The organism is Pseudoalteromonas sp. NBT06-2, assembly GCF_002276045.1.
Taxonomy (GTDB): domain Bacteria; phylum Pseudomonadota; class Gammaproteobacteria; order Enterobacterales; family Alteromonadaceae; genus Pseudoalteromonas.
In genome coordinates this window covers 1-6,671 of the sequence record NZ_NQMR01000145.1, presented here as the reverse complement: position 1 = coordinate 6,671, position 6,671 = coordinate 1, and the positions used below count along the sequence as shown (strand labels likewise).

5 protein-coding genes are annotated in these 6,671 nt (G+C 35.9%); 3 read left to right on the top strand and 2 right to left on the bottom strand.

All coding sequences use genetic code 11. The annotated features are described in order from the left end of the window. Positions 1 to 80: 80 nt before the first annotated feature. The 3 genes from CJF42_RS28175 to CJF42_RS21095 all read left to right on the top strand — a co-directional run bounded on the left by CJF42_RS28175 (position 81) and on the right by CJF42_RS21095 (position 2,081). A complete protein-coding gene (locus CJF42_RS28175) occupies positions 81 to 521 on the top strand; it encodes a sigma 54-interacting transcriptional regulator (protein ID WP_252097688.1) in 441 nt (146 codons plus the stop codon). Beyond that, entirely contained in the window at positions 463 to 1,059 is a 597-nt protein-coding gene (locus tag CJF42_RS28785; protein WP_252097687.1) for an AAA-type ATPase lid domain-containing protein, read from the top strand. The genes CJF42_RS28175 and CJF42_RS28785 overlap by 59 nt, the downstream gene beginning before the upstream one ends. Positions 1,060 to 1,328: 269 nt before the next feature. After that, a complete protein-coding gene (locus CJF42_RS21095) occupies positions 1,329 to 2,081 on the top strand; it encodes an MBL fold metallo-hydrolase (RefSeq protein WP_095368565.1) in 753 nt (250 codons plus the stop codon). Between the two features lie 43 nt (positions 2,082 to 2,124). On the opposite strand, the gene CJF42_RS21090 is transcribed toward CJF42_RS21095, so the two are convergent. Together CJF42_RS21090 and CJF42_RS21085 are read right to left on the bottom strand one after the other, a co-directional pair. Continuing rightward, a complete protein-coding gene (locus CJF42_RS21090; protein ID WP_095368564.1) occupies positions 2,125 to 3,480 on the bottom strand; it encodes a TonB family protein in 1,356 nt (451 codons plus the stop codon). 283 nt (positions 3,481 to 3,763) lie between these two features. Continuing rightward, the gene (locus tag CJF42_RS21085; RefSeq protein WP_095368566.1) at positions 3,764 to 6,313 is read right to left on the bottom strand and encodes a TonB-dependent receptor; all 2,550 of its coding nucleotides are present in this window, start codon (positions 6,311 to 6,313) and stop codon (positions 3,764 to 3,766) included. Positions 6,314 to 6,671 lie beyond the last annotated feature (358 nt).

Genomic DNA, 6,671 nt, shown 5'->3' with positions numbered 1-6,671 from the left:
ATGTGGGGTTAAATTAGCGCTTACCTTTTAACAGACTTATTAGTCAAATAGAAAAAGTAGCAGTTCGCTCCCAAGATCCGATGTTACTTACTGGACCTACAGGTGCTGGTAAGAGCCAACTGGCAACACGTATATTCCAATTAAAGAAAAAGCGTTCGATGTTAAAAGGAACATTGGTCTCGGTGAACTGTGCAACTTTAAAAGGTGAAAATGCTATGGCTGCACTGTTTGGTCATACTAAAGGAGCGTTCACTGGCGCACTAAAATCAAGAGATGGTTTTTTACTTACCGCTAACGATGGTGTTCTATTCCTAGATGAAATTGGTGAACTTGGTTTGGAAGAGCAAGCCATGTTACTACATGCCATTGAGAATAAAACCTTCCATCCAGTAGGCAGTGATATTCCTGTTCAAAGTGACTTTCAACTAATCGCAGGTACCAATAGAGACTTAAAACAAGAAATTGAAAAAGGTACTTTTCGCGAAGACTTACTCGCCCGAATTAACCTTTGGACATATTGAGTTACCAGCGCTTAAAGATAGAAAAGAAGATATTCCTGCTAACGTTGATTATGAGATAGATTTGTTTGCGCAAAAAACTGGGCAACGTGTGCTGTTTAATAAGGAAGCTAAGAATAGCTTTATTAGCTTCTCTACGTCTAATGAGGCGGCTTGGTCTGGAAACTTTCGTGATTTAAGTTCGGCAATAACTCGGTTATGCACTTTGGCTGACTCATCAAGAATCACCAATGAGGATGTCGAAGAAGAAATTGAACGATTAAAACTTGCCTGGAATCCATCAGATCAACAATCAAAAACCAATAATCTTAATAATTACCTATCAAAAGAACAAATAGATCAATTGGATCAATTTGATGCAAGACAGCTTAGTTATGTTTTGGGTGTATGCCAACAACACAATAGTATGGCATCAGCGGGAAGAGTGTTGTTTGATGTTAGCCGAACCTTAAAATCTCAACCGAATGATTCAAGCCGCTTACAAAAGTATTTGAGTAAATTTGGAGTGAAGTGGACGGATATCCAGGCACTTATTTGCTAATAACTAGAAGGGGTTAAAGTATAAAACGGGAGTACACCGGAATATTCCCGTTTTTTAAGATTACGGAAACTAATTTTGTTGAGAAACATAGAAATAGTTTGAAATTGTTAAGGACATTCATACCGGACAAAAGACGGAATGTCTCAGAAACATCACTTTTTTCACTTGGCTTTCTCAACATTAATACCTTACACCTTTAAAGGTCAGACCAGTTAATGCATAATCAATAGTATTACGTGATTAATTGAGCACATGCGTCTGTGTCTAAAATGAAACTACACACATTAGAAGGCTATATTCAATCTATTTATTTAGTTGAATATCCAGAAAAATTATTATTACTAGATGGCTGTTGTAGGGCTGATATCCCCGTGTTAAAAACTTTTATTACCGAAAAACTTAAACGTTCGTTCAACGATTTAACTCTCGTTGTTGTTACCCATATGCATCCTGATCATGCAGGTGCAGCACATAAGCTAAGAGATTTAACAGGCTGTGAAATTGCAGCCAGTAATGTAGTAGGGCAGTGGTATCAAGGTTTTGATGGCAAGTTAATGCATTTAACAGATATGCTACTAGCAAAATGGGTAGCTAAACGTATGAATAAACCCGCTAGTAGTGTGTGGTATTCAAGCACATTAAAACCAGATCACAAACTTGATGATGGCGAAGTTTTACCTGGTTTTGATGATTGGGTGTGTATTTCAACACAAGGTCATACAGATAGAGATATTTCCTTACATCACATCCCAACAAACACAGTATATGTTGCAGATTTAATGGTCACGGTAAAAGGACATTTTATACCGCCTTTTCCTGTGTTTTATCCAAATAGATATAAAGCATCTTTAAATAAAATCATGGCTTTAAAGGCTAACAGTATTATTTTAGCGCATGGCGGGGAAGTAAAGCCAACTGAGCAACAGTTTCAATATTTATTATCTAAATCACCAAAAATACCAAAAACGCATTGGCGTTCGGTGAAACTTAGAATTAAAAGTATTATAAACAGAACCAGTTAGCGATTATTTAACTTGGACTAAGATTGATGAATGTTATAAAAAATTAAAGCTTGCTTATAAACTTTTGTATTTGAATAGGAGAAAAACCTCGAGATAGTGCAGAATCAAGAGCTGATAGCGCTATTTTTTTGGCTGATTTGGTATCTTTTTTAAGTAACAATAGTTTAGCTTGGTTTAATAACAACTCAGGATGGGCACCATCTATTTCTAAACCTTGATCAACCAAAGTTGCTACATATTGTGAGTTGTTATTTTTAACTAGATGCAAAGTAGTTAAGTCTCTTATTGCACGAAAATATCCTTGTTCACTAGCAGTGTTTAACCAAGCAATCGCTTTTTCTTCATCATATTCGATATGTTGATGATTGAGTAACTCTCGACCTAATCGATATTGTGCTGGTGCAAAGCCACTTTGAGCTGCAAGTAAAATCCAGTTAAGGCCTTTTCTTCGATCTTGTTCTGTTTGCTCACCTCTTAATAAATTAGCACCCAAGCGATATTGAGAGTTTGAAAAACCATTACTTGCCGATTTTAACAAGAGATCAGAGCCTGCATTTTCTTGATGCCAATGATACTTTAATAGTCGGGTAGCATTATGTTCATCAGCACTTAACCAATTAGCAATATAATATTGCACTAATGAATTACCCTGCTCGGCTTGCTCTATAAGTTTATTTATTTTTTTCTGATATTGCTTTTGTTGTTTAGCAAAACTTTGCTTATATCGTTTTCCTTTATAAGTAGTGAAATGATAAAGCAAAGAACGATTATAAAAGGTTTGTGCCTTGCCATTTTCAACATAAGGTTTGTATTTCCAACGGTGTACAGCATTGGTTATGGCGCGATTAAACGTTTTGTTAGGGTAAGCGTCAAGTATTTCAATATCTTTTACTGCACCGCTGGCATCAATATCAAACTCCAGCCAAACCCAGCCTTCTAAGCCTTTCTCATAGGCTTGTTCAGGATATTGTGCATCAACTGTATATTCTCGAATTGGTATTTGTTGGTTTTTTTGTGTCGCATCAAAAACAGGAAGTAACTGTTTTGAAAAAACTTTATATGAATGCACTTGAGTCAGTGTTTTATAATTAGATTCGAGAAGCTTTTTATCTGTGATTTGTGCAGCAATAAGTGAAGCGTGCTCACTGGCATCAGCTAAACCATAATCTGCGGCAAGTAAAAACCAAGAATGTGCTTTGATAATATTTTTATCAACGCCTTGACCATGTAAATACATTACTGCGATATTATAAATGGCATCTTTATTACCCAACTTTACCAGTTGCTCGAACTGCTCAAATGCAAGGTTATACTTTGCTTGATGATAATTTACAGTTGCTGATAATAAGTCAGCTTTGGTACTGTTTGAAAACAGTGCCAACCAACAAATTAATAGCATAATTCTGAAATTCACCTTACGCATACTACCTTATTGTAAATTAATGATATTCCATTGTAACTGAATGATTCTATGGAATATAGGTTATAAACCAGTGCATTGTAAATTAATTATTACCAAAAATGAAAAAAGCAGCTAATTATAAAACTAGCTGCTTGCCTCTTGCAGGAAACAAGAGGGACCATCCATGGCTTAGTCTAAATGTCAGTGTTAGCAAGTAAGTATGAGCCTTGTGTATACCAGGGGGAAGCTCAAACTAGCGATAAATAGACTAAATTTCTAATTAAAAGTTAAAACGAACACCCACTACATATCTACGACCATCAGCATAAACACCTGTTAATGCTTGTTTTACACCTTTTTCTTGATAGCTAAATGTATGAGCATCAGTTAAATTTATTGCCTCTAATACAAGAGCCAAATTTTCATTCACATTGTAAGTGATATTTGCATCAACTTGACCATATGTATCTATGTAACCAGGCCAATCAAAACCAGAGTCATATCCACTGCGGTAGTTATAAGAAATCCGACCGCTGATTGTTTCATTCTCATAGTAAGAACTTAAATTAATTGTATGCTCTGAGTTACCAGGAATTGTAATATCTTCACCATCAGCGTTTTTAGCTTCACCATCAACAAAGGTATAGTTTGCTGATACACCAAAGCCTTGATAAAGCTCTTGTTGGAAACCAAGCTCTAAACCTTGAATGGTGCCACCTTTTCCATTTACAGGACGACTAATGCGAATTTCAACACCTTCATGAACTTCAAATGCAGCAGGGCGGTCAATAAAAGACTGAATATCTTTATGGAAAAATGCAGCAGAGAAGATACCCGCTTCACTAAAGTACCACTCTAAACCTGCATCAAACTGTGTTGCGCGGTAAGGGTCGATATCAGAATTACCACCTGTACCGGTTTGTGTTTCAAGGTTATATGATGTTGAGGCCGTCATAGAGTTGTAATCAGGACGAGACATAACACGAGCTGCAGCAAGTCTTAATACTAAGTCATCATCTAAATCGATAGCTAAGTTAATGCTTGGTAGTACATCAAAATAATCTTTATCTTTTACAACCCATACTTCGCTACCAGAAGCTCCTTCATAAGCTCCTGATGATTGCTGTGTTTGCACTAAACGCACACCTAAGTTACCACGCATGCCCTCAACATCAATTGTTGTTTTTGCATAACCTGCTGTGATTTTTTCATTAATATCAAAAGTACTGGCTTTTAGTATCCGATAATCCCAACTTAAAGCATCACCTTCTCTACGTACTTTATCTGAATTAGTTATTGCGTAATTTTTTAATGTACCGTTTGAACCTATGTTATTTTGGTAATCAGAAGGAATATCAAGTGAATAATCCTCTAGATTCCAATTTAAATCAGTTTTAGCATCGGTTGTATGTTTTGTATTAAAACGAGAGTGGTCACGGTATTTAACACCAAACTTAATATTACTAAATACAGATACGTCAATCGCACGGTCAAAATCTAACTGCACATAACTTTCGTCATCTTTAGCATCATTACTATCGTAACGTAAAAAACCTAAGTCCCAGTTTTTGCCATCGGCAGGATCCGCACCATAGCTTGTTTTCACATCTTCGGTAGATGAAATATCATAGCTATGAACATAGTTACCTTCCCAACCTACGCTTCGATCTTCAGATGAACCACCACTGCCCTCGGTGTAACCTAAATGAATGCTAGAGTTCCAAACTTCACCTTGATGTTCTATTTTTAAGTCGTATGATTTTGTTTTTAATTTAGAATTACGTACTTTTGTTTCATCAAGAATATTATTACCGTCAGGTGATAAACCAAATGTGCCAGCAGTGGCCATAGTGCCCACTTTACTATGCTCAATTAAGGTAATATCTGTATATTCTGAACCACCATAACCAGGGATCCATAAGAAGTTTTGATTTTCATTATTTGCTTCTAAAGTAGAGTCTAGTGCGTTAAAAGTAACATCTAAATCATCAGTTGGGCGATATTGCAATGTAAAGTTTAAACCAGTACGAATACGCTCTTGTAAAAACATGGCAGAGCCACCACCACCAGAGCTGTAAACATCTTCATGTACCGTACCGTCAGCCATCGTAATATCACGCGGAGCCCAACTCCAAGATTCAATACCATCACGGCGAAGATTACGTTGTTGACGCACAACAGAAATCAGTGCACCTATTGTTTCTTCATCATTTTTCCAGCTATACATACCTGATAGCTGTGGATCTGTTTCACCAGAAACATCACTGTATTGTGCAAGGACAGAACCCGCTATTTTATTTGATTCTAAATCAAGAGGTTTACGAGTACGAACAATCACAGTACCACCAATTGAACCTTCATCGATATCTGCTTCCGGAGATTTATATACCTCAAGGCCTGATACAATTTCAGAAGGTAACATAATGTAGTTAAAACCACGGCTTGCCGCAGAGTTAGTCCACCAATCTGCTGACCCCACAGCTTGGCCATTTAACAAAGTTCGATTTTGGCTTTCAGTGGTACCACGAATACTAATTCGTTCACCTTCACCAAAATTACGAGAAATAGAAACGCCTGTTATTCGTTGTAATGATTCAGCTACATTTTGATCTGGAAATTTACCAATATCTTCTGCAGTAACAGCATCAACAACTGAATTTGCGTAGCGTTTAGTATTGATAGATTTTACAACGCTTCCTCTGATCCCTTTTACTTCAATTACTTCAACTTCATCAGCTTTTACTTTTGATTCTTGTGCAAAAGTCATAGGTGTAATTCCTAACCCAGAACTTAATAGCCCAGTACTAATAGCAAAATGTAACTTACTCATTTTTAATTTTGACACTTTTATTCCCCTTGTTGTTTAAAAAAGTTGAGCAAGCGTGATGAGTAATTGTTAATAGTTTTTCCAAACTCTTTACCTAATAGGTATTTTTAATATTCAATTTAAAGTAAATAATCAGGCATTAACGCTTGCTTAACCTTTTTGTAACGCAAACTATATGAGTGGTCTTGAATTTGAGTGAAAAGTTGTGAAAATTACATTTTAAAAAATTAAAATATAAAATATCAATGACTTATAAAAATAAAAAAATAACTTTCTTTTAAATATAGCTATTAAGTTAACTTTACTTATTTAATTTAGTTAATACTCAATGCATAAACCTACAGCACATCTCGGTGAATAA